General features: G+C 46.3%; 20 protein-coding genes. 5 read left to right on the forward strand and 15 right to left on the reverse strand.

Features of this window, described 5'->3' with window-relative positions; all coding sequences use genetic code 11:
• Positions 1 to 95 precede the first annotated feature (95 nt).
• Positions 96 to 1583 (reverse strand): L,D-transpeptidase scaffold domain-containing protein, encoded by a 1488-nt coding sequence (locus IDJ77_RS01155; protein WP_191187088.1) that lies wholly within the window; start codon positions 1581 to 1583, stop codon positions 96 to 98.
• Between the two features lie 113 nt (positions 1584 to 1696).
• The gene (locus IDJ77_RS01160; protein ID WP_191187089.1) at positions 1697 to 2419 is read right to left on the reverse strand and encodes an LOG family protein; all 723 of its coding nucleotides are present in this window, start codon (positions 2417 to 2419) and stop codon (positions 1697 to 1699) included.
• Between the two features lie 222 nt (positions 2420 to 2641).
• On the opposite strand from IDJ77_RS01160, the gene IDJ77_RS01165 reads away from it, so the two are divergent.
• The 4 genes from IDJ77_RS01165 (at position 2642) to hemN (ending at position 7353) form a co-directional block, all read left to right on the forward strand.
• The gene (locus IDJ77_RS01165; protein ID WP_191187090.1) at positions 2642 to 3832 is read left to right on the forward strand and encodes a PAS domain-containing sensor histidine kinase; all 1191 of its coding nucleotides are present in this window, start codon (positions 2642 to 2644) and stop codon (positions 3830 to 3832) included.
• Positions 3825 to 4874, forward strand: a complete 1050-nt coding sequence (locus IDJ77_RS01170; protein WP_191187091.1) for a response regulator — start codon at positions 3825 to 3827, stop codon at positions 4872 to 4874. Before IDJ77_RS01165 ends, IDJ77_RS01170 begins: the two co-directional genes overlap by 8 nt.
• An 80-nt stretch (positions 4875 to 4954) precedes the next feature.
• A complete protein-coding gene (locus IDJ77_RS01175; RefSeq protein ID WP_191187092.1) occupies positions 4955 to 5977 on the forward strand; it encodes a 2-hydroxyacid dehydrogenase in 1023 nt (340 codons plus the stop codon).
• A 14-nt stretch (positions 5978 to 5991) separates the two neighbouring features.
• Positions 5992 to 7353 carry an oxygen-independent coproporphyrinogen III oxidase gene (gene hemN / locus IDJ77_RS01180; RefSeq protein WP_191187093.1) on the forward strand — a complete coding sequence of 454 codons (1362 nt, stop codon included), beginning with the start codon at positions 5992 to 5994 and terminating at the stop codon, positions 7351 to 7353.
• Between the two features lie 53 nt (positions 7354 to 7406).
• Here hemN and adhP read toward each other — a convergent pair whose 3' ends face one another.
• The 10 genes from adhP to IDJ77_RS01230 all read right to left on the reverse strand — a co-directional run bounded on the left by adhP (position 7407) and on the right by IDJ77_RS01230 (position 17207).
• Positions 7407 to 8438 (reverse strand): alcohol dehydrogenase AdhP, encoded by a 1032-nt coding sequence (gene adhP, locus IDJ77_RS01185; RefSeq protein ID WP_191187094.1) that lies wholly within the window; start codon positions 8436 to 8438, stop codon positions 7407 to 7409.
• A gap of 3 nt (positions 8439 to 8441) precedes the next feature.
• The gene (locus IDJ77_RS01190; protein WP_191187095.1) at positions 8442 to 8789 is read right to left on the reverse strand and encodes a hypothetical protein; all 348 of its coding nucleotides are present in this window, start codon (positions 8787 to 8789) and stop codon (positions 8442 to 8444) included.
• Between the two features lie 94 nt (positions 8790 to 8883).
• The gene (locus tag IDJ77_RS01195; RefSeq protein WP_191187096.1) at positions 8884 to 9567 is read right to left on the reverse strand and encodes a sulfite exporter TauE/SafE family protein; all 684 of its coding nucleotides are present in this window, start codon (positions 9565 to 9567) and stop codon (positions 8884 to 8886) included.
• On the reverse strand, positions 9557 to 9985 hold the full coding sequence (locus IDJ77_RS01200; protein ID WP_191187097.1) for a FixH family protein: 429 nt from the start codon (positions 9983 to 9985) through the stop codon (positions 9557 to 9559). Before IDJ77_RS01200 ends, IDJ77_RS01195 begins: the two co-directional genes overlap by 11 nt.
• A gap of 4 nt (positions 9986 to 9989) precedes the next feature.
• On the reverse strand, positions 9990 to 11363 hold the full coding sequence (ccoG, locus tag IDJ77_RS01205) for a cytochrome c oxidase accessory protein CcoG (protein ID WP_317174295.1): 1374 nt from the start codon (positions 11361 to 11363) through the stop codon (positions 9990 to 9992).
• 6 nt (positions 11364 to 11369) lie between these two features.
• On the reverse strand, positions 11370 to 12257 hold the full coding sequence (locus IDJ77_RS01210; RefSeq protein ID WP_191187098.1) for a cbb3-type cytochrome c oxidase N-terminal domain-containing protein: 888 nt from the start codon (positions 12255 to 12257) through the stop codon (positions 11370 to 11372).
• Positions 12257 to 12445 carry a hypothetical protein gene (locus IDJ77_RS01215; RefSeq protein WP_191187099.1) on the reverse strand — a complete coding sequence of 63 codons (189 nt, stop codon included), beginning with the start codon at positions 12443 to 12445 and terminating at the stop codon, positions 12257 to 12259. Before IDJ77_RS01215 ends, IDJ77_RS01210 begins: the two co-directional genes overlap by 1 nt.
• Positions 12446 to 12453: 8 nt before the next feature.
• The gene (gene ccoN / locus IDJ77_RS01220) at positions 12454 to 14577 is read right to left on the reverse strand and encodes a cytochrome-c oxidase, cbb3-type subunit I (protein ID WP_191187100.1); all 2124 of its coding nucleotides are present in this window, start codon (positions 14575 to 14577) and stop codon (positions 12454 to 12456) included.
• Positions 14578 to 14661: 84 nt separating this feature from the next.
• Entirely contained in the window at positions 14662 to 14823 is a 162-nt protein-coding gene (gene ccoS / locus IDJ77_RS01225) for a cbb3-type cytochrome oxidase assembly protein CcoS (protein WP_191187101.1), read from the reverse strand.
• The gene (locus IDJ77_RS01230) at positions 14820 to 17207 is read right to left on the reverse strand and encodes a heavy metal translocating P-type ATPase (RefSeq protein ID WP_191187102.1); all 2388 of its coding nucleotides are present in this window, start codon (positions 17205 to 17207) and stop codon (positions 14820 to 14822) included. Before IDJ77_RS01230 ends, ccoS begins: the two co-directional genes overlap by 4 nt.
• Positions 17208 to 17325: 118 nt before the next feature.
• Here IDJ77_RS01230 and IDJ77_RS01235 point away from each other — a divergent pair, with 118 nt between their 5' ends.
• Positions 17326 to 19119, forward strand: a complete 1794-nt coding sequence (locus tag IDJ77_RS01235; protein WP_191187103.1) for a hypothetical protein — start codon at positions 17326 to 17328, stop codon at positions 19117 to 19119.
• 70 nt (positions 19120 to 19189) lie between these two features.
• Here IDJ77_RS01235 and IDJ77_RS01240 read toward each other — a convergent pair whose 3' ends face one another.
• The 3 genes from IDJ77_RS01240 to IDJ77_RS01250 are packed head-to-tail and all read right to left on the reverse strand — an operon-like array spanning position 19190 to position 24355.
• On the reverse strand, positions 19190 to 21103 hold the full coding sequence (locus IDJ77_RS01240) for an alpha-amylase family glycosyl hydrolase (RefSeq protein ID WP_191187104.1): 1914 nt from the start codon (positions 21101 to 21103) through the stop codon (positions 19190 to 19192).
• A gap of 4 nt (positions 21104 to 21107) precedes the next feature.
• Positions 21108 to 22505, reverse strand: coding sequence for an MFS transporter (locus tag IDJ77_RS01245; RefSeq protein WP_224750919.1), 1398 nt, complete (start codon positions 22503 to 22505; stop codon positions 21108 to 21110).
• Positions 22502 to 24355, reverse strand: coding sequence for a glycoside hydrolase family 13 protein (locus tag IDJ77_RS01250; RefSeq protein WP_191187105.1), 1854 nt, complete (start codon positions 24353 to 24355; stop codon positions 22502 to 22504). The genes IDJ77_RS01245 and IDJ77_RS01250 overlap by 4 nt, the downstream gene beginning before the upstream one ends.
• Between the last annotated feature and the right edge of the window lie 83 nt (positions 24356 to 24438).

Here is a 24438-nt window from a genome sequence, read left to right on the forward strand (position 1 = left end):
TTGCAGGCATCAAAGCCTTAAAATAATGACTGCCGTCATCTAAAAGGCTTTTTATTACGTGATGCTGATCATTCTATTTATCAGATCTCCGAAAATCAGTTCTGGGTTACTTTTAGTGTCGGGTCGTTTTTGCTGTACATTAACATATCCAAACTTTTGTCGAGCCCGTAGATATCGTCGTAAACTACCAGGGTACCATTTACCATTTCGCAGGTGAGGTAGGTGATGGCTATAGGCATTGGCTTTTTCAGGTAAAAGTTTTTTCGCAGCCCTTTTTCAACAGCCTTTTCCATTGCGGGCACTGTGGCCTGCGCACCATCGTTCGCAAGCAGCAGTTTAGCCAGGTTTACAATATGCTGAACACGTACGCAGCCATGGCTGTATGCCCGGTTATTCTTAAAGAACAGATCCTGTTCGGGCGAATCGTGCAGGTATATATCATAAATATTGTCAAAACTAATCGTCATCTGGCCGGTGGCGTTATCGCACCCTTCGGTTTGTGTAGCATAGTAACGCTGCGGCGCCTTTAATATCAATTTTAAGTAGGCTTTACCCGGGTTTATCAGCATCCCGCCGTTATTATAAATAGCGTAATGATTATTGGCCAGGTAAGCAGGATCGACTATAGCTTTTGGAAGCAGCTCTTTCACAAATATTTTCTGCGCCACACGTACCTCGGGTGTCGTAGTAAAATATTTGATGGCACTGTTTAAAGATGGTGTTGGGGTGCCGGGCATCCCCACTATTACCTTAAAGGTATCTACAGTCCCCCTGTGATGAAAACTAAGTTTGTAAGAAGGAACATTCACCTGTACAAAATTGCCGGTATCTAAAGCCGACCATCTCAGGCGTTCCATATTAAGCGCGATTTTGCGCACATCCGCCTCTGGGAATTCATAGCAATCGTCCAGCTGTACCCCGGCTACAACATGCATGCGACTCTGTAAATTTTGATAGAGTTTATTTTGTGGCTGCGCGCTGATAATAGCTGTCATAAAGTCCTTGCCAACCATCGCCTGGTTAAGCACGGTTATGGCATCAAAAGACACTCCACCCCTATCAATTTCTGAAGCGGGAAAAAGCGGGTTGTATTTACCAAAATGCAAATTATTGGTAAACGAGATCATGGCATCGGTCAGGATAATTTCAAAACGCGCCTTTTGGGCTACGGGCACCCCCTTTGGCTGTTCCAGGATATCATGAAGCTTACCATACAATAATTCGGTAGGGTGATAATCGGCATGGTTAAGGCCAAATTGCAAAACGCAATCTATCATCAGCATGGCTGCCCAGGTTTGGCCGGCATCAGCTTCCTTAACTATCCAGTTTGGCGCAAACTGCCGTTGCCGGTAAAACCGTTTTACCATTTGCGGATAGTTCAAAGGTAATTTCACGCTATTAAGCTGCCTGCTAATTTCGTCAGCAAGCTCCTTGTCGTCGTCCCTTTTTACAACCTGTTTCTCAGCTGATTTTGCTGTAAACACGGCAAGCATAAGGGTTACCAGGAACAGGAATGTTAACAGAATTGTCTTGTTGTTATAACTTAACAGATGATATTCTACCGGAGGTATTTGCTTTTTCATGTACTTGTTCTTGATGGTGTAAAGGTGTGGACAGCAGGCTGATTAAATAATGATGCCGGTCACCAAAAAAACTGACGTGCAACGAAAGGCCGTGAAAAAGGAGCCGATACTCTTTATTTATGCTCAAATAACCAGCCGAATGGTTTATAGGCGCGTTTGGGTTTCAGGCCAAACTGTTTGATGCTTTTTTCTTTGATCAGCTCTACTGCCTCGTTTATATCATCGGTTACCAGGAAGTATTCTTCATCTTCGGGCCCGATGGTTCCGTTGCGTTTCATTACTTCGATATGCGCTATCAGCTCTTCATGGAAGTCCCTGCCGAAAATGATGATGGGAAAATTCTTTATTTTGCGAGTTTGGATGAGTGTGAGTGCCTCAAAATATTCGTCGAGCGTACCATAGCCGCCGGGCATCACTATAAAAGCGAAGGAGTATTTCACCAGTAATACCTTGCGGATAAAAAAGTGACTCATGTAAACCCATTTATCCAGGTATGGGTTTGGCGTTTGCTCAACCGGTAACTGGATGTTACAGCCTACCGAAAAACCACCTACATCTTTAGCGCCCCTGTTGGCTGCCTCCATTAAACCGGGTCCACCGCCTGTAATAATAGTAAAACCCAATTTTGCGAAGGCAGCGGCAGCATCGCGGGTAAGTTTATAGTAAGGATGGTCATCCTTAAAGCGGGCAGACCCGAATACGGTAATACAGGGGCCGATAAAATGGAGCGCACGCAAGCCCCTTATCAGATCCAGCATCGTATTCATCACAAGCTTTAGCTCCTTTAACCTGGAATGCGGTCCATCAAGAAACTGGATCTCTGTACTTTTGGGCATATTATAATTATTTAGCTGTAGTAAAGGTGGCTAAGCTTGCGCGGCGAATGGGTGATGCGCATCATCTATTTAGGTGGTGTATATCAGCAATAGAACTCTACGGGCTAAACTTTACGCGTTAAAAGTGACGCCCGTCACATTTTGGGCTGAAGTACATTACTTTTTAAAACTTGCAGGGCGCTGATATTTGTGGTATGTTGCCCGTAAAGGTTAACTTAGTTTATGGAAAACGCAGCGCTACTTAAAGCCATTATACAAAATGCCATAGATGGCATCATTACCATTGATGAAAGGGGGTTGATAGAAACCATCAATCCGGCTGCATGTACGCTGTTTAATTATACACCAGAAGAGGTTATTGGTAAAAACGTTTCGTTTTTAATGCCCCCGCCCGATCGTAACCAGCACGATGAATACATCAGGCGCTATCAGCACACAGGCGTGCCGCATATTATCGGCATAGGCCGCGAGGTTACCGGCTTACGCAAAGACGGCACTACCTTTCCATTCAGGCTGGGTGTAAGCGAGGTTGAATATTCAGGGAGAAAAATATATAACGGCTTTATTCATGACCTGAGCAAACAAAAAGAAGCGGAAGAACAATTAAAAGAGTATGCCGCGCACCTGGAAGAGTTGGTTGAAGAGCGCACCCAATCGTTAAGGGAAACCGTATTGGCCCTGCAGGATGCAAAAGAAGAAGTAAGCTTGTCGCTGGAGAAGGAAAAAGAACTGGGGCAATTAAAAAGCCGCTTTGTATCAATGGCTTCGCACGAATTCCGTACGCCTTTAAGCGCCATACAGCTTTCAGCTTCACTTATTGATAAGTACGCTCAGCAGTTTGAAAGCGAACATATTACCAAGCATGTTGGCAAGATAAAAAACGCGGTAGGTAACTTAACAACCATACTAAACGATTTCCTCTCACTTGAGAAATTGGAAGCCGGTAAAGTTGAGCCAACTTTTACATCTTTCGACCTTGTAAAACTATCAGAAGAAATAACGGAGGAGATGCAGATGGTGGCCAAGCAAAACCAGCATATTATTTACCAGCATACCGGCAAGGAGAGTATGGTAAAGCTGGACCCGAACCTTCTGAAGAACTGTATATTTAACCTGGTGGCCAATGCCATTAAATACTCGGGAGAGAATACCTTTATTGAGTTTAATACCGAAATAAATGCTTTTGGGTGTACCGTGGTAATAAAGGATAATGGTATCGGTATACCAGAAAAAGACCAAAAACACCTTTTTGAACCATTCTTTAGAGCACATAACACTGGGAATATCCCCGGAACCGGTTTAGGCCTGAATATTGTAGCCCGTTACACGCGTTTGATGCACGGCAGCGTTGAGTTTAAAAGCATCGTTAACCAGGGCACATCATTTACAATTTCATTTAAAAAGCATGAGTAAGCAAGTTTTGATCATTGAGGATAATGACGATATCAGGGAAAACATTGTGGAGATATTGGAACTGGCCGATTTTAGCGTTTTACAGGCAAATAATGGCAAAACAGGTGTCGATCTCGCCATAAAAAACAAACCCGATATTATCCTCTGCGATATTATGATGCCCGAGCTGGATGGCTACGGCGTACTTTATATGCTGAATAAAAACCCCGAAACAGCAACTATTCCCTTTATTTTTTTAACCGCCAAAGCCGAGCGCCTCGATCTGCGGAAAGGAATGGAAATGGGAGCCGATGACTACCTCACCAAGCCCTTTGACGATATTGAACTTTTAAACGCCATAGAGACACGGTTAAAAAAGAAAGAACAGCAGCAAAGCCAATACAATAACCCCCTCGATAGAATAAACGGCCTGTTATCAAAAAACAACGGGCTGGCCGAACTTAAACGCATTATCGCCGAGCGCAAGAGCCGGCAGTTTAAAAAGAACCAGGTTATTTATTACGATGGCGATAAAGGCAACGGGCTCTACATTATTTTAAGCGGGAAAATAAAAACGCTGAAGCTGGCAGAAGACGGCCGCGAATTGATGACCGGCATTTACACTACCGATGATTACCTGGGCGTAAACGCCATGCTGTCCAACGAACCCTATGCAGACACCGCCACCGCGCTGGAAGATTCGCAGCTTTGCCTGATACCACGGGAACAGCTGGACGAACTGATAAACCACTACCCCGATGTTGCGCGCCAGTTCATCAACATACTTGCTAATGACGTACGCAATAAAGAGGAACAACTGTTACACCTCGCTTACAACTCGGTGCGCAAACGCATGGCCGAATCGCTGCTGCGCTTGTATAAGCAAAGCAACTCACCCGAAGGGTTTAAAATTAGCCGGGAAGACCTCGCCGCAATGGCCGGCATGGCCACCGAAACCGTAAGCCGTACCCTTACCGATTTTAAAGACGAAAGCCTGATAGAAAAAAAAGGCAGCCTGATCACCATATTGGATGAAAAACGCCTCGCAAAAATGAAAAACTGATAAAGGTCACGTTTTGGGCTGACTACGCTCAACTGTAATATACCCGCGCAGCGATAACTTTGAAAAAATAAATATCGCGGATGAAAGTAGTAGCCTATAGCATAAAACCATTTGAAAAGGAATTCCTTTCAAAAGCCAATCAAAAAAAACATGATATAACGCTCATCTCCAATCCGCTTAGCGCAGAAACAACCAGTTATGCAGAGGGTAAAGATGCCGTTGTTGTATTTATCAATGATGATGTTTCGGCCGGTGTGATCGAACAACTTGCTGCATTGGGCATCAAATACATCGCCACCCGTTCCGCCGGGACAGACCACATCGACCGCGAGGCTGCAGGATCGCACGGTATTAAAATAGCCAACGTACCCCAATATTCGCCCGAAGCCATTGCAGAACACGCCGTTGCGCTCGCCTTCGCGCTAAACCGTAAACTTATCAAAGCCGACGAGCACAGTCACCACTTTAATTTTACCAACGAAGGCCTCATGGGCTTTAATTTTAACGGGAAAACGGTTGGCCTTATCGGCCTGGGAAATACGGGCCTTGCTGTTGCCGCCATCTTTAACGGACTTGGCTGCAAAGTGATTGGTTACGATCTCAATTTCCCCGAAGATAATAAACTGGTTGAGCATGTTTCACTGCCCTATCTATATGCCAATGCTGATATCATTTCGCTTCACCTGCCGCTTAATCCGGGCACTAAACATATTATTAACAAAAGCACCTTAACGCAGATGAAAGATGGTGTGATGCTGATAAACACCTCCCGGGGTGCGCTCATCAACACAACGGATGTGATAGAAGCCCTTCGCTCGGGCAAAGTTGGCTATTTGGGGTTGGATGTTTACGAGTTTGAAAAAGGCCTGTTTTTTGAAGACCATGAAAAGGACGAAATGAAGGACCAGGTGCTGGAAGAGCTGATGCGCTTTGGCAATGTGCTGATAACCCCGCACCAGGCCTACCTAACCCGCGAAGCACTGCAGGGTATTGCCGATCAAACCATCAAAAACCTCGACCTGTGGCAGCAAAACAAATGCGTTGGCAAAGCCTGCGTATGCGCTAAAAACTGCCAGGTGCCTACAATACTAAATCATAGCTAATCAACCTGCCTGTTATGGATAAAAGCCTCACTGCCAAGTATAATGTGGCCGCGCCGCGTTATACCAGCTACCCAACCATGCCCTACTGGGAGCTGGATACTTTCAGTCCGAACCAATGGATCCGGTCGGTAAAAACCTCTTTTAACGAAACAAATACAAAAGACGGCATCAGCCTTTACGTGCATTTGCCTTTTTGCGAAAGCCTTTGCACCTATTGCGGCTGCAATACACGCATCACCAAAAACCACCGTGTAGAGGAGCCCTATATAAACGCGGTATTAAAAGAATGGCAGATGTACCGAACCATTATGGGCGATGTGCCGGCAATACGCGAACTGCACCTTGGTGGCGGCACGCCTACCTTCTTCAGTGCGGGGAACCTGCAAAAATTAATATCAGGCCTATTAGATTGGGTTAACATCCATCCGCAAGCTGAATTGAGTTTCGAGGCGCATCCGGGCAATACCACCGAAGCGCATCTACAAACGCTGTTCGACCTGGGTTTTCGCCGGCTTAGCCTGGGCATACAGGATTTCGACCCGGCCGTACAGCTGATCATCAACCGGCACCAAACGTTGGAGCAGGTGCGGGATGTAACTCACATGGCCCGTAAAATAGGCTACACCTCGGTTAATTACGACCTGATCTACGGCCTGCCGCTGCAAACTATGGATAGCCTGGTAAGCACCATGAATTTAGTTAGCGAGCTGGCGCCAGACAGGATAGCTTTTTACAGTTACGCCCACGTACCCTGGATAAAACCCGGTCAGCGTAAATTTACCGAGGCCGACCTGCCGGATGCGCCAACTAAGGCAAAGCTTTACGAAATTGGCCGCAGCCTGTTAAAAAACTATGGTTACACCGAGGTAGGCATGGACCATTTTGCTTTGCCTAACGATGCTTTGGTTAAAGCCGGAACAGAGGGTACACTACACCGTAATTTTATGGGGTACACCCATCAGCACACACAGTTGATGATAGGGCTTGGCGTATCTGCCATCAGCGACAGTTGGTATGCCTTCGCTCAAAACCAAAAGAAACTGGAAGATTATATAAACGATATCGAACTGGGTATATTACCGGTATTTAAAGGGCACGTATTAACGACGGATGACCTGGTGATCCGCAAGCACATTCTCAACATCATGTGTACCGGCCAAACACTGTGGAACCACCATGCCGAGCCATGTGAAGCATTATTAATGGGCATAGAACGCCTGGAACCGCTTGCCAACGATGGGCTGATAGAGCTGTGCTCCTGGGGGTTAAAGGTTACCGAAACAGGTAAACGCTTCCTGCGGAATATATGTATGGCGCTTGATACAAGGCTATACCGCGATAAACCCTCCACCCAGCTATTCAGTATGGCCATATAACAACAAAAGGCTGCCCGTGTACCAGGCAGCCTTTCTACTTTATATATATTTATTTAGGGGGTTGCTATCTGTAATACTATCCTTCCGGTAATATCGCCTTTCTTCATATCCTCAAATATCTTGTTTATATCTTCCAGCTTGGCGGTATGCACTGCTGCTTTCACTTTGCCTTCCGCTGCAAAGGCTATGGCTTCCTGCATATCCTTGCGCGTGCCCACTATGGAGCCGCGAATAGTGTAGCGGTTGAGCACGGTTTCAAAGATCTTAAGATCAAAGCTACCTTTAGGTAAACCGCAAAGCGCGATAGTGCCTTTACGCCTTAACATGGCCACGCCCTGCTCAAACGCGATGGGCGATACCGCGGTTACCAGCACACCATGCATTCCACCGGTTTGTGCCTTGATTTCCGCCGGATCGGCCGATTTTGCATTGAAAATAATATCGGCGCCAAGCTGTTTGGCCAGCGCCAGTTTATCATCGGCAATATCAATGGCAGCAACGTGCATACCCATTGCTTTGGCGTATTGCACAGCCAGGTGCCCTAAGCCGCCAACGCCCGAGATGGCCACCCATTCGCCGGGCTTCACCTCAGTTTCCTTAAGACCTTTATAAACAGTTACGCCTGCACAAATTATGGGCGCCATCTCTGCAAAGTTTATTCCCTTGGGAAAGTGGGCGACATACCTCGAATCGGCCACTACATAATCGGCAAAACCGCCGTTAACGCTGTAACCACCGTTGGTTTGTTCTTCGCACAGGGTTTCCCAGCCGGTTATACAAAACTCACAACACCCGCAGGCGCTTGCCAACCAGGGCGCACCAACTATGTCACCTATCGTAGCGTTTTTCACACCTGCACCCAAAGCTACTACGTAACCCACTGCCTCGTGCCCGGGTATCAACGGCAACTGCGGTTTTACGGGCCAGTCGCCGTTGGCGGCGTGCAGGTCGGTATGGCAAACGCCACAGGTAATCACTTTTACCAATACCTGGTTATCGCCGGGTACCGGAACCGGCACCTCTTTAATAACAAGCGGCTGTCCAAATTCTTGAACAACCGCTGCTTTCATCATTTTAGGGATCATAATTTAAATTATAAATGCCATTATCATTAACAGATGCACAAATACGCTCAGGGCCAAAAATCCGAGCATTACACGGATGCCCGCGCCGCCCATACCTGCAATAATGTTAGAGAAGAACAAGCCTAATGTTACGGCCAAAACAGCAAGCGGTGCGTTAAAATAAAATAGTAAAACAGCAGGGATAGGCAAGAATAAAACGCCCTGAGCTATGAGTGATACCATAAACCATAGGGTGCGGTTAGGCGCTTGCCTATCCGCCCAGGCAGTGAGATTTGCCAATACACTATGGTTAATATTGTTTGTGAGTGTTACGTTGTTCCAATTAGCGGAGTTGTTTGTTAAAGTTGCCATGGTATTAAATTTTATATGACAAAGGTGGGGTATTGAACACAGCCGTTGAATGACGGGAGATAGCTTAGAAAGTGACGCTGGTCACATTATAAAATCAACGGCAGATGGTAGTGCCTACCTGTTTTAACAGGGGGCTGAGATACGGAATGTTTAAGCCCGATCCCCTCAGTATAAACCAAAAGCCCAGGCAAACCATCAGATAAGGCATCGCTACATTAATACGGCGGCGAATAATGGGGCTTAAAAACCCAAAGCTGAGCATAGCAATAAACATCAGCGGGAAGGTGCCCATGCCAAACCAAAACATAAACTGCGCCGCCTCCGCAGGTGAGGTGGTATTGAGCGCGCCAAACAACGCTACATACACAAAGCCACAGGGTAAAAAACCATTCAGCATACCTAATATTAAATGGCCCGCCTTATTTTTCACAGCGAGATTTATCAGCCGGTAAAACAAGGGGAAAGAAGAGGGTTTCCCAAGATTGCCTTTAAACTTGAATAACCGGATAGCACCAAGTACGATAATAAATATGCCACTGATGATGCTCACCGTTTGCTGCAAACCGGCCAGCCAAAACAGCTTACCCAACAAACCCAGCAAAAGGCCCAAACAAGAGTAGGTGATAATGCGCCCCAAATTATAGAGTACCTTATCGGCAACCAGGCTCCACCAGTATTTCCGGGCTGAAGGGATGCTAAATGCCAGCGGGCCGCACATACCAACGCAATGCACGCTGCCAAACAGGCCGATAAAGAACGCTACCTGGTTATTTCCCATTGATAAAAATATCCTGCTGGTATAAATAATTTTTCTTGCTGCTGCTCCACTCTATGTTTACCCCCCACCTGCCCGGGCTTAACTTTCTTGCGGGTATGCTTATTTGGTTACCCGCGCCGGTGTTTAATGGAAAAACAAGGTCTTTACTTTTACCCAGGGGATTCACAAATTTGATCACCCCTACAGCCGGTTGTTTAAATTCAATAGCGATGCCGGCGCTTGCCTGCGTAATTATAGGTTGCGCTTTGTCGCTAACCACTTGCCGTTCACGGTCGTAGTCGCGGTTAAAGTTCAGGCCCTTTTCGTAATACTGGTGGTCGTAATCATCGGCAGGCATGTTAAACATGTAAACACACATGCTGATGATAAAGCCCATAAACAGCGCCATCCCTAATACTAATCCTTTTCCCCAATTCATAATGTTAGTTGTTTATCGGCCCAATAAATGATGTACTTTCGGTCTCCAGCACCTTACCGGCGCTCATTAACTGTAATTTGATGGTGGTTTTCGGCGAATGGATAGTATTGGCCGGTACCATCACAAAAAACACCACTTTTACCGAACTCCCCTTTTCTATAGCTCCCGGTGCCTGTATATACTTTATTTTGATAGCCGGATCTGTCGCTTTTATGATGATCGTTTTATTTTCGTTCGATTTATTGATGATCTCGGCATTATATATATTACTGATGTAATTGCCCGGCTGTTCCTGGTAAAGCATGCCCCCGCTGCGCATTACGGTCATATCGATATCGCTGCGGCTAAATATAAAATAGCTGAGTATGCCTATTAATAAAACCATTATGGTACTGTAACCGCCCATCTTCCAGGTGAACGAAGCTTTTTGGTTATTCACGATCATGTTTTCGGAGTAGTAACCAATGAGGTTAAGCGGCTTGTTGATCTTCTCCATCACATGGTTACAGGCATCTATGCAAGCCGTGCAGTTAATGCATTCCAACTGTGTACCGTTTCGGATATCGATACCCGTAGGGCAAACGACAACGCAAAGGTCGCAATCCACACAATCGCCTTTTTGCGACTGCTCCAAATCCCTTTTCAACTTCCCGCGTGGCTCTCCCCTTACATCATTATAAGCTACCACAACGGTATCTTTATCTATCAAAACGCCCTGCAAACGTCCGTATGGGCATATTACCGTGCAAACCAGCTCGCGCACCTGGCTGTATACCAGGTAGAAGGCGACTGTAAAGATCCAAATGCTGATAAAACCGACGACATGAGCCGAAACCGGTTCGGTAATGATCTTCAGCAGGTTTTCACTGCCGGTAACATAGGCCAAAAATGTATTGGCGATAAGAAACGACAGCAGGATAAAAATCAGGTGTTTCGATACCTTCTTCCATATCTTTTCCTTTGTCCACTCCCCTGCATCAAGCTTGCGGCGCTTATTGGCATCACCCTCTATCCATATCTCTACCTTACGGAAAACCATTTCCATAAAAATGGTTTGCGGGCAGATCCATCCGCAAAATACCCGCCCGAAGGCCATGGTAAAAAGCACGACAAAAACCACGAATATGAGCGTTGCTATCACAAACAGGAAGATATCCTCGGGCCAAAACACCTGCCCCAGTATCACAAACTTCCGCTCGATAGCATTAAGCAACAGAAAAGGCTGCCCCCCTATTCGTAAAAATGGCCCTGCAAAAAAGAAAACAAGGTATACATAGCTTATTGCAGACCGCCACTGGTAAAGCTTGCCTTTCCGCAAGGCCGGGTACAGCCATTTCCTTTTCCCATCATCCACCGGCACTACAGCTGCATCCATCATTATTAATTAATTTGAAGCCAATTTTTCCACTTCTTCTTTTTCGCCCTGGGCCTCTTTAGCCCCTGCCGGGTGCGTTCCCTTTAGAGAAAGAATGTAATTAGATACATCTGCAATTTGCTTTGGAGAAAGCTGCTTTTCCCAGGTTGGCATACCCTTGGCTACCACGCCATACTTAATGGTTTTAAAAACATCGCTCACCTTGCTGCCGTGCAGCCAGTACTCATCGGTAAGGTTTGGGCCGACAACACCTTGCCCATTTTCACCATGACAAGGCGCGCAGCTTGCTTTAAAAACTGTTCTACCCTCTGCCAGCGCGGCTGGGTCGGTAACTAATTTTACCGTGCTTTCATCAACCCGGTTGGCGGCTTTACTGAGGTAGATCTTTTTAGCCACCTCGGCTTGTGCTACTTCGGTATTATATTCCGCATCCTGCAATTGCCCCAAATTAAATACATGGTAAACAAGCATATAAGCTATACCTATGGCAACCGTTCCATAAAAAAGCACCATAAACCATGCAGGGGTTGGGTTATTCAGTTCCTGTATACCATCATACTCATGCGGAATGATCATGTCCTTTTCCTCAGATAATGGCTTTAAGGAAAGCAGTTTTTGCCATACTTCCGCTTTTGGTCGCTTTGCTTTTTTGGCGGGCTTTAATTCGGCTTCAATCTGCTCAGCGGTATATCCCTGCGATTTAAGAACCACCCGGGTAAGTACTTTAAAAGTTCGCAGCAGCATCAGCAGCGCTATTAAAAACAATAGCAGCATGGTCACTATCGCGCCGTAGCCTATGTAATTTTGCATATCTGCAGACATTAGACTATCGTCCGCGGCAAAACTTTGCCGCGCAAAAAGAATAATAATTGTGGTTATAAAAATACGCCGCTTCATTATAGTAAGTTTTTAGATGGATCAACGTCGTTATCGCTCAGCGGAAGGGCACTCATATGGTCTACATGGCTTTTCCCTAACCTGAAAAGAATAATAGTGACTACAATAAAAAATACAAGGAATATACCCAATGAACTAAGCAGGTAAACCTGGTGCCCGTTTATGTTCTGTGTGAATTGTTTAAACATGATTTCGACTATTTGCTTTGGGGTTTATTTGCCTTAATATCAACACCTAACCTTTGCAGGTAAGCAATAATGGCAATGATCTCTTTATCGTTTTTAACTTTTATCTTATCCTTCGCCAGGTTATCCGCTATTTGCTGTGCCTGATTGTTTAAATCCTGATTGGCTTTATGTTCGTAACCTGCAGCATATGGCACGCCAAGGGTACGCATAGCGTTTATTTTGGCTACGGTAGTTGTGGTATCCAACGTTTGCGTGAGCAGCCAGTCGTAATTTGGCATGATACTGCCCGGCGACATCAGCCTTGGATCCATCATGTGGTTATAATGCCAGGCGTTGCCGTATTTCTGCCCTTCGCGCGCCAGATCGGGCCCGGTACGTTTAGATCCCCACAGGAAAGGGTGATCGTATACAAATTCACCGGCTTTGCTATACTCGCCATAACGCTCGGTTTCCGACCGGAAGGGCCTCACCGTTTGCGAGTGGCAATTGGAGCAACCCTCGCGGATATAGATGTCCCTTCCCTGCAATTCCAGCGGGGTATAAGGTTTTACACTGGCAATAGTAGGCACGTTGGAAGCGATGGTCAAAGTTGGCATCAGTTCTATCACGGTACCGATCAGGATCACAATGAGCGCCGCTATCATCAATTGAATTGGCCTGCGTTCCAGCTTGCGGTGCCAGCCGCTTTCGGTGGCTACGTTTATCGGTTCTAAAGGCATAGATTCTGCAGGTTCGTTGGCTACCAGTTTGCCCTGCATCATGGTGCGGGTAAGGTTATAAGCCATTACTATTACGCCCAGCAGGTAGAATGTACCTCCAATGGAGCGCATTACATGCATAGGGATAATACGCAGGGTGGTTTCTAAAAAGCTGGGGTATTTCAGCATCCCTTCGGGCGTGAACTCCTTAAGCATCAACCCCTGGGTAAAACCGGCCCAATACATAGGTATAGCGTAAAACAAAATGCCTAAGGTGCCTATCCAGAAGTGGAAGGACGCCATCTTTTTTGAGTAAAGTTCTGTTTTGTAGATACGGGGTATCAGCCAGTACAAAATAGCGAAGGTTAAAAAGCCGTTCCAGCCCAAAGCGCCAACGTGTACGTGCGCCACTATCCAATCGGTAAAGTGGGCCAAACCGTTTATCTGTTTCAGCGATAGCATCGGGCCTTCAAACGTAGCCATACCGTACGCAGTAAGGCCAACAACCATAAATTTCAGGATGGCATCATCGCGCACTTTATCCCAGGCACCGCGCAGGGTAAGCAAACCATTGATCATACCGCCCCAGCTCGGTGCTATCAGCATGATAGAGAACGCCACGCCTAATGATTGCGCCCAGCCCGGTAAAGAAGTATATAACAAGTGATGCGGCCCCGCCCAGATATAAATAAATATCAGCGCCCAAAAGTGCAGGATACTGAGTTTGTAAGAATAAACAGGGCGATTGGCCATCTTCGGCAAAAAGTAATACATCATACCCAGGTAGGGCGTTGTGAGGAAGAACGCAACCGCATTATGCCCGTACCACCACTGCACCAAAGCATCCTGTACGCCGGCATAAACCATATAGCTTTTAAAAGGCGATACGGGCAACTCAAATGAATTTACAATATGCAGCACCGCTATAGTTACAAACGTGGCTATGTAAAACCAGATGGCTACGTACAAATGCCGTTCGCGGCGTTTAAATATGGTGCCGAACATATTGATACCAAACACCACCCAAATAACGGTAATGGCAATATCAATGGGCCATTCCAGCTCGGCATATTCATGCGAGGTGGTAAAACCCAACGGCAATGTTATCACTGCCGATACGATAATGAGCTGCCAGCCCCAAAAATGCAGGCTGCTTAAAAAGGTGCTAAACATCCGTGCCTTTAAAAGCCGCTGCAATGAATAATAAACACCCATAAATATGGCGTTACCCACAAAGGCGAAGATCACCGCATTAGTATGCAATGGTCGTATCCGGCCAAAGGTGGTGTACTGGTTGCCCATATTCATGGCGGGCTTAAATAACTGGATGGCGGCGATAAGGCCGACCGTCATTCCGATAATGCCCCATACAATGGTGGCAATACCAAAATTCCGCACGATCTTGTTATCATAGTAAAATTTTTCGGGCTGCATAAATTGTTATTTTATTATGGTGTAAAAGTATTTTAAGCCGGGCTGGCTAAGAATGATGGCGGTTTTGGGAAAAGGTGATCGCCGTCACTTTTTATCATGCGGCTCCGGTTCGTCATCCAGCAGGATGCGTACCGATGGTGTGTACAGGTCATCGTTTTGCCCGCTTCGCTGTGCCCAGAAGAACGCCAGCAGGAAAAGGAGCGCTAACAAAACGCTGCATCCTATTAAAAAGTAAATAATGCTCATGCGAGTTTCCTCCTTTTTGCTGCAAAATGTGTGGCAATGGTGGTAAACGAGATGATGGTGGCTGTGCTTAAGGGCATCAGAATAGCCGCCGTAAGCGGCGACAGGTTACCGGTAACCGCATAGCTTAAACCAATAAGGTTATACGTAAGCGAGATAGCAAACGAACAATGGATAATGGTAACCGTGCTTTTAGCGAATCTGAGAAAAGCCGGCAGCTTGTTAAAAGAGCGGCCATCCAGTATGGCATCACAGCCGGGCGAAAAGTTGTTGATGTTATCGGTCACCGCTATACCCAGGTCGCTTTGTTTTAAGGCACCGGCATCATTAAGCCCGTCGCCTATCATCATTACTTTGCCTTTTAAATGCTGAAGCAGTTGTACAAAACCCAGCTTATTTTGCGGCGACTGGTTAAAGTTCATCTGTTCCTCGCTTCCAAATACCGGCTGAAGGGCTTCCTTTTCATGGTCGCTGTCGCCCGAAATCAGAAACATCTGATAAGCGGCTAATTCCGCGGCGGTTTTCTGAAGGCCATCCCGGTAATTTTGCTTGAACGAGAAATTGCCAAGGTAGGCGCCGTTGACCATCAGGTGCACTTTGGTGGAACCTTTTTCTTCGTTAAACATTCCAAACATAAATTGGCCGCTTCCTGCTTTAACCTCATCATCGCCAATAAACGCTGTAATTCCCTTACCGGGCATTTCTTTATAATGGTTAACCGGGAGCTTCTCTATGTTCCCCAGGTATTGGCATATCATGCGGGACAGCGGATGGTTTGAGTTACTGCAAACACTGTACACCAGTTGCTTTTGATGCCCTGTTAAAGCCCCGTTAAGGCTGATGTTATTATCGGTTGCCGTGGTTATGGTACCCGTTTTATCAAAAACAATGGTATCTATCTTTGCCAACTGTTCAACTACCGCCGTATTTTTGAGGTAAAAAAGGTTCTTATCAAATATGCTAAGCGCCGCCGACATGGTGAACGGTGTACTTAAGGCCAGCGCGCAGGGGCAGGCAACAATAAGTACCGCGGTAAAAGCCGCCAGCCCCCTGTTTAAACTGGTTGGCAGCCAAAAAACAAGCGAGCCTAAAGCAATGGCTAATAAAACGTACGTGAAATACTTACTCACCCGCTCGTTAAAGGTTTGCATCCGGTTATCCTGCTGGCGGGTAAATGCCTCGTTGTTCCAAAGCTGGGTGAGGTAGCTTTGCGATACGGGTTTAACCACCTCCAGCTCAATCGCCTCGCTGGTTTGCCTCCCGCCGGCGTAAATGATCTCGCCCAATGTTTTATCAACCGGGATAGATTCGCCGGTAACAAAACTAAAATCTATCAGCGCATCGCCTTTCAGCAAAATAGCATCCGCCGGGATGATCTCGTTATGGCGCAGCACTATTCGCTGCCCAATTTTAAGGTCGGCAAGCGGAACGGGGGTTTCCACGCCATTTGCTATCACCTGCACCGCAACCGGGAAAAACGAACGGTAATCGCGTTCGAAAGAGATGTGGTGATAGGTTTTGCGCTGCACAAACTTGCCCACCAGCAAAAAGAAAACAAGACCGCAAAGCGTATCAGCAAAGCCCGCACCGGCATTATTCGCAATCTCTACAACCGTACGTATAAACAATACAGCTATACCAAGGGCCAACGGGAAATCGATATTTAAAACCTTATTCCTGAGGTTTTGCCAGGCGGAAACAAAATATTCACGCCCGCTGTAAAACACTACCGGGAGCGAGAACAGGATATTCAACCATCCAAAAAAGTGCTTAAATGATTGTTCCAGTGATGATAGTCCCAGGTATTCGGGAAAGCTCAGCAGCATCACATTACCAAAACAAAAACCGGCCACCGCAATGCGCTGCACCAGGTTATCTTTAATGGTGTTTTGTTTCTTTATAACGTCCTGCAGGTTTATCGCCGGCTCGTAGCCAATATCAAACAGCAATTCTACCAGTTGTTTCAGGCTTAGCTGCTGGCTATCGTACTTTATATGGAGTTGTTTTTTTAAAAAATCTATCCGGGAATGCAGTATGGCCGGGTTAAACTTGTTCAGTTTTTCTAACAGCCAGATACACGAGCTACAGTGGATGTGGGGAATGTACAACGTAACAATAGTAACGTTATCATCAGCGTAGTCTATCAGTTCCTTTACAATACCCGCGTTATCCAGGTAATCAAACCGTTTATCGGTTCGGGCGCGGGTTAAACCCGGATGTTCGTTAAAATTATAGTAGCTGCAAAGATTATTGGCAGATAATATGCTGTAAACACTTTTGCAGCCCTGGCAGCAAAAATGCTTTTCGGCCTCCGCGTATGCTGTGCTCAAACATTCGTCGCCGCAATGGTAACAAATGGTAGTTTCGGTAACAGTGCTCTCCGTCATATCTGAATATTGATGATCCAAAGTTGCCGTTTTCTGCACGCCTAAATAGTGATGATAAACGACGGAAAATATGATGCTGGTCAGTTTTCGTCAACCGCCATTAAGCTAATTTTGGCCCATGAGCCATACATTTCACATCCCAGTTTTAGGTTTAGGTTTTTCCATCGATACTCCTCTTAAGGTAGCACGCTACGGTATCTCATCGGTAATGTCTGTTGTTGACGACGAACTGATAGAACGGATGCGCGAATACCATACCACCCAAAATGCCGAAGCGTTTATACCCATCAAAAAAACGGATACTGACTATCGGGCAAAACGTATAACTGCTTATTTAAACCTGGTAAAAAAACTGGTTGACGAGCAATTTGATGACCTGCGCACCCAATCATTTGAGGCCGGTACAGATTTGTGCCGTTATTTTGAATTGCTGCCCGAAACCTCGCAGTTAAGACAGGGTTACGACTTGATGATGGATTATCCCGAGTGTGAGCGGAAGCAGCTTTTCCAGGGCATTCTGCGTAAAAACATGGTTTTAGGATCTATCGACGTAAACATTATGGCGAAGGTTGATAAGATGAATTTCAATGCTGAGGGTGACTATACGGGTGACAATAATACCGACGCGCTTGCTGCCTTAAGAGGATTTGCCGAAAGCGAACTCCAATCATCGGTTATCTTATCTGCAGGTATGAACCCACGGCTTTACAGCTATCTCGAAAACTTCCCCGATTTTTTCCCCGATGACAACGGGCAGCTTCATAAAAAGGTGATCCTTAAGGTGAGCGACTTCCGCTCGGCATTTATACAGGCTAAATTTTTGGCCAAAAAAGGGCTTTGGGTATCCGAATTCAGGATAGAATCGGGACTTAACTGTGGAGGCCATGCGTTTGCTACCGAAGGGTTTTTGCTTGGCCCCATCCTGCAGGAATTTAAGGTGCGCCGTGCCGAAATGCTGGAAGAGCTATATCAACTATACCATAATGCATTATTGCTAAAAGGCATCGTTACAAAAAAACCCTTGGCCCAACGTGTGAGCGTACAGGGTGGGATTGGTACAGCAGAGGAAAATGATTTTTTAAAACGCCATTACAACCTCGATGCTACGGGTTGGGGCAGCCCCTTTTTGTTGGTGCCCGAGGCAACCAACGTGGATGACGAAACTTTGCTTCAGCTAACCGCCGCGAATGAAAACGACTACTATTTAAGCGATTCCTCACCACTTGGCATCCTGTTCAACAACTTCAGGAGCAGCACTGTAGAGCAGCAACGGCTCAACCGGATTGAGAATAACCGGCCCGGCAGCCCCTGTACCAAAAAGTTTTTATGCACCAATACCGAGTTTACCGAGAAACCAATTTGCACCGCATCCAGGGAGTATCAAAATCTGAAGATAAAGCAACTGGATGGGCTGAACTTACCAGTGACAGAACGTAATACAGCATTTAACACCATAACCGAAAAAATTTGTCTTTGCGAGGGGCTTTGCTCATCGGTATATTTGAAATATGATATAGCAAAACCCAAAGAAAACATAGCGGTAGCCATTTGCCCGGGACCGAACCTGGCTTATTTTAAAAGAACATTTTCGCTGGATGAGATGGCAGGGCACATTTACGGAAAATTAGACCTGTTGAAAAACATCAACCGCCCGCATGTATTTATAAAAGAGCTGGAGTTGTATGTTAACTACCTGCAGAAAGATATCCAGCAAAACCTGCTGTGTTTAACAGATAAAAAAAGGAACCAGTTGTTGAAATTTAAGGAGCAGCTGTTAAACGGCATCAATTACTATAAAACACTTTTCAACGAAGTATTATCCGTATCTGTCGACACTAAAGAACAACTGCGCGTGTTTGAGATGCTTCTTACAAATGAAACCACAACATTGCCTGGGGTAGCTAACGTGTAATATAAAGAATTTGATAGCAAAATGGCGGCTGATCTTTTTGCAAGATCAGCCGCCATTTTGTTTGTTAGTTTTAGTTTAAAACAACGTTGCTGTAAATATGGTACTCGCCGGGCGCATAGGTAGCGTTGTAAGGTAAGGCCACGGTGATACTGGTTCCGGATACATAATCATACCAGGTGCCGGCAGCCGGGAACGCCACGGTAACCGATTGGCTGTTCACGTCGAAGTTACCCACTACTACCACATTTTGCGTACCGCTGCTTAAATAAGCCGTTTTTACAGACCCGGCAGCGTTAGCGGTGATGGTGGAAGTATTAAAAATGGGGTTCTTGATCTTCATTTTTATCAGCTTGGCGAATGCGCTGTACAGCTTGCGGCGCTGCGGATCATTGTTATAATCCCAGTGGATAGGTTTTTCCCCGGTGCGGCCGTTTTGGTCGATAGATACATCATAACCTAATTCGCCAAATTGCCATATCATTTTCGGGCCCGGCGCCGTCAATAAAAATGCGGCGGCAGCTTCCTGGCGCGCAAGCCCTGTTGATAGCGTTTTTACATTATAGCCCCCTGCCCCTGTTGTATTACCGTACTGGATGTTCTTAAACATCAGGCGTTCCTCGTCGTGGCTTTCCATGTAGCTTACAATGTTATCCGGCTGGGTAAAACCGGTATGGTTGCTAAAATACAGGCGGGAGAAGTTGGATGTTGGCACCCAGCCCATGGTAGCCTCGTTAAAATTATAATTATTGTTGCTCCATAGCATCATCCCATTATCCGATAGTTCCTTTTCTTCCTTATCGCCACCAAAAAACTCCAGTATGGTATAAAAGTTATTATTGTCAATAGTTTTTATAAAGCTGTTGTATTCATTCCAGATGGCTACACGACTTGGGTCGTAAGCGGCGAATGAAGCGTCATCCGAGCTTACCTTTTCGGTAAAACCTTTGGCAAGATCGAAACGGTATCCATCTATCTTATACTCCTGCATGTAAAACTTCATCACATTCTTCGCGAAGTATTTTGTCGCCGCGCTTTCGTGGTTAAAATCATAGCCCACATTATAGGGGTGCGTGGGGTTTACATTAAACCAGGGGTTGGCGCTGGTCGGTTTGTTGGTAGTCTTATCAAAATACAGCTGCACCATTGGCGATTGGCCGAAAGAGTGATTAAGTACCATATCCAGGATAACAGCCATCCCACGTGCATGGCACTCGTCTATCAGGGCCTTCAAATCGTTCTTGGTGCCGTAATACTTATCTACCGCAAAATAAAACGAAGGGTTGTATCCCCAAGATGAGTTGCCTTCAAATTCATTTACGGGCATCAATTCAATGGCGTTTACGCCGAGGTTGCTCAGGTAGTTTAAGGTATCCTTCAAAGTTTTGTAGCTGTGCGTGGCCACAAAATCGCGCATGTGCAGTTCGTAAATCACCAGTTTGTTTTTATCGGGGCGGGTAAATGCCGGGCTCTTCCAGGTATAAGTGGGCTGATTGGCTTGCATAACGCTCACAATACCGGTTTGCCCTATTGGGTAGGCTTTTAAACCGGGGTAAACCGAAGCCGGGATATACTTGTCGTTATCCGGGTCGAGTATTTTTTCGCAGTAAGGGTCGGCCACTTTCAGGCTGCCGTCTACCAAAAACTGGTAAGCATATTCCTTGCTGGCATCCAGGTTATCTACCTGGATCCACCAATTTTTACCATCGGGGGTATTGTTCATGGTAGCTGGCGCCCAGCTGTTAAACTCGCCAATTACTGCTACCGATGTTTTACCGGGGGCGTATAAATTAAATATAGCCGATGTGCCCGAGTTTATAAAAGTAACCCCGTCGCCAGCGCCTGCCGGTAATGCCTTACCATTGGTTACAGGCGGCAAAACCGGGCCGCCCCCTCCGCTTGGCGGATTGGGGTCCACCGCTTTTTTGCTGCAGGCAGCGGTTGTAAATAAAAGTACCACTAAAGGTATCCACAATATCTTCCTCATGTTTTTATTTTATACTGGTTAATTTTTTTGAGAACCGGATGTCGCCGTCATCCTGCACGTACAATACTGATATGGCCGCGCAAAGCATAAAAATACCTGCCAGTACCAGCGCGTAAATGGGCTGCCCGCCAAACAGGTTTTTTACTATCCAACCACCAAAAAAGCCATTGATGATCTGCGGAAAAGTGATAAAGAAATTAAAAATGCCCATATAAACCCCCATTTTTTTCGCCGGGATAGAACCCGATAAAATGGCGTAAGGCATGGCAAGGATACTTGCCCAGGCCAGGCCGATACCGGTCATGGAAACGATGAGCATACGCGGATCGGTCACAAAAAATATGGATATTAAACCAGCGCCTCCGGCCATCAACGAAAAAGCATGCGCTATTTTACGACTGGTTAACCGGGCAATAGTTGGCAGGCAAAGCGCGTAAACAGCGGAGATGCCGTTATATACACCAAACATCAGGGTAACCCAATCGCCGGCTTTGGCAAAATTGGCGGAAGTGGTATCTTTTGGCTCCACATGAAAAACATGCTGCGCGATGGCCGGGGAAGCAAAAACCCACATAGAGAACAGCGCGAACCACGAGAAGAACTGCACCAATCCTAACTGGCGCATAGCCGTCGGCATCCTCGAAAAATCCTTTAAAATAACCGAAAGCCCTTTTTCTGTTTCTTCCGGTTCTTCGGGGTGGAAAGCGGCATATTCTGCAGGCGAGTATTCTTTGGTTTTGAAGATAGTCCACAACAGGCAGGAAATAAGCACGATGCCTCCCACATAAAAGGAGTATATCACGTTATTTTGCACGTGACCGGCTGCCACCTGCTGGGTACCGGTAAACTGGGTTATTACCCAGGGCAATACGGAGCCAGCTACCGCACCCGTGCCTATTAAAAAGGTTTGTACCGAAAAACCAAGGCTGCGCTGGCTATCGGGCAAGTTATCGCCGATCAGTGCCCTGAAAGGTTCCATCGCTACATTGAACGATGCATCCATGATCATAAGCACTCCTGCACCCACCATTACAGGGGGAAGGAATAATAACAAGGATGCATTCGGCATAAAAAACAATGCGATTGCCGAAAGGATGCCGCCTGCTAAAAAGTACGGTTTCCGGCGGCCCAGCCTGTTCCAGGTACGGTCGCTGTAGTGGCCGATGATTGGTTGAACGATCATCCCGGTGATGGGTGCCGCCAGCCAAAAGAGCGATAAATGCTCAACATCGGCCCCGAAGCTTTGTAAAATGCGCGAAGCGTTCCCGTTTTGCAGCGCAAAGCCAAACTGGATGCCCAAAAAGCCAAAGCTCATGTTGAATATTTGCCAAAAGCTGAGCTTGGGGCGTTCGGCAACGGCTCCCTTAAGGGGCTGTTTTATAGTTTCTTTTAAAGCTGTCATTTAGTTAATTCAATTATGATAGCGGTTTTAGCAGGGATGATCAGCTGTTTCACATCAGCTAACTTTTCGTGCGTAATTATATTTACGCCGCCCTTAAATCCGGTCGTCCGCTCGTTAAAATATCCGGTATCCAATGCCTTTTCCTCTTCGTTACCGTTGTAGCTTATCATCACCGTTTTTTGCGCATCGTACCTGAAATAGGTGTAAATACCATTGCGTGGGATGTATTGCATTAATTTACCGGTTTGCAGGGCGGTGGTGTTTTTGCGGTAGTTGGCCAGCGTGCGTACGTAATCAAAAGCTTCGTTCTCTTTTTTGTCGCGACCTGATGCCGTAAACTTATCCTTTTTATCCCCTGCCCAGCCGCCGGAGAAATCCTCGCGAACCAAACCATCAGGGTTAGAGTAACCTTTCATCAATATCTCATCGCCATAATACATTTGCGGCACACCGCGCATGGTAAGCAACATAGCCATACCCGATTTGAATTTGGTAAAGTCCTCGTTTACATTAGAGTAAAAGCGGCTCATATCGTGGTTATCCAAAAAGATGGTGTTGCGGGTTGCATCCTGGTACATAAAATCCTGGGCTACGATATTATACAGCCTGTTAACACCGTCTGTCCAGCCCTCTTTGCCGTTAAGGGCTTCGGTAATGGCATCTTTTATCTGCGCATCGGTAATGCCGGGCAACTGGGTATCAAAACCGCGGTTTACCGTATTGCCCTGGGTAAAGTAGGCCTGGTTAGCTACCGACCATACCAGCGTTTCGCCAAATATGGATAGGCGCGGGAACTCGGCTTTTATTTTTTTTGCCCAATCGGCCATGTAAACCGGGTCGTTATAAGGGTAAGTATCCAGGCGGAAACCGTCTATGCCGGCGTACTCTACCCACCAGATATGGTTTTGGGTAAGGTAGTTTTGCACATACGGGTTGCTTTGGTTAACATCAGCCATCCTGCGGTCGAACCAGCCGTCAAGCATTTGTTTTTTATCGGCAGCGGCGCCATGCGGATCCATCACAGCGGCATCTCTGAAGTTAGAGTTGGTGTATTTTGGCCACTGGTGTACCCAGCTTTTCATCGGCATATCTTTTATCAGCCAGCTTTCGGTGCCGATATGGTTATGCACCAGGTCTTTTATCACCTTTAAGCCTATGGCGTGGGTTTTGTTCACGTAGGTTTTAAAGAGTTGGTTGGTACCGTAGCGCGGGTCTATCTTGTAATAATCGGTTACGGCATAGCCGTGGTACGATGCATGAGGTTCGTCGTTCTCAATTTCCGGGGTCATCCAAATGGTGGTTACGCCCAGATCTTTTAAATAGCCCAAATGATTTATTAAACCCTGGATATCGCCGCCATGGCGCGAGTACATCGAATCGCGGTGCAAACCGGTCTCTAACATGCCGGGCACCACATCGTTTGATGGGTCGCCGTTGGCAAAACGGTCAGGCATCAGCAGGTAAATAAGGTCCTTACTGGTAACGCCCTGCGCCCATTGCGGGCTGCTATTCCGGGCTTTTAATTCGTAAGTATAAACCAACGCCTTCTCCCCCGCTTTTTTAAAGGTAATTGGGAATTTACCCGGGCGGGTGGCCGTGCTGATGGTGAGATCGAGAAATAAATAGTTGCTGTTTTCTACCTTGTGAATAGCTGTTAGCTTTACGCCGGGATAGCTCAGACTAACGGCACTGCCGGCAATCTTTTCGCCATGTACAATGAGCTGCACCTTTGGATTTTTAAACCCTACCCACCAAAAAGCAGGCTCCACGCGCTCAAGCGCCGGGATCTGTGCAAATGCGCCGCCTGCAAACATCAGGAAGGCAAGTGTAATTTTTAACCTTAATTTCATATCTGTTTTAATTGGCAAATACAACGCTTAAATGCGCTGCAGATAAAGAACAGGAGGCAAATAAAATGGCCAACCCTTATTTA

The organism is Mucilaginibacter pankratovii, assembly GCF_014773265.1.
In the GTDB taxonomy this organism is placed as follows: Bacteria; Bacteroidota; Bacteroidia; order Sphingobacteriales; family Sphingobacteriaceae; genus Mucilaginibacter; species Mucilaginibacter pankratovii.